This is a genomic window from Halorubrum sp. SP9, from assembly GCF_005435015.1.
GTDB classification, from domain to species: domain Archaea; phylum Halobacteriota; class Halobacteria; order Halobacteriales; family Haloferacaceae; genus Halorubrum; species Halorubrum sodomense.
This window is the reverse complement of the sequence record NZ_SGXU01000263.1, coordinates 238-591: the sequence shown is the minus strand read 5'-3', so window position 1 is coordinate 591 and position 354 is coordinate 238. Positions and strand designations below refer to the sequence as shown.

At 65.5% G+C, this 354-nt stretch carries 1 pseudogene; it reads left to right on the top strand.

The window, feature by feature from the left end:
• Window positions 1–354: pseudogene (locus EXE45_RS21510) on the top strand (arsenic resistance protein); the annotation flags it as partial.

Below are 354 nucleotides of genomic sequence, written 5' to 3'. Positions count from 1 at the left end.
GATCCTGTTCCTGATGATCTACCCGATGATGATCAACATCGATCTCCGGGAAGTGATCAACGTCCGCGACCACGCCGGTCCAGTGGGGTTGAGCCTGCTGATCAACTTCGGCGCGGCGCCGCTGTTCGCGGTCGCCCTCTCTCGGGGCTTCTTCGGCGGCGACATAGAGTACGCCGTCGGACTGTACTTCATCGCGCTCATCCCGACCTCCGGGATGACCGCCGCGTGGACGGGCCTCGCCGACGGCGACCTCGAGGCGGCGCTGGTCGCGATGGCGGTCAACCTGTTAGCGGCGATCGTGATTCTCCCGGCGTACCTGTCCGTGCTCGTGCCCGCCGACATCGGGTTCGACCC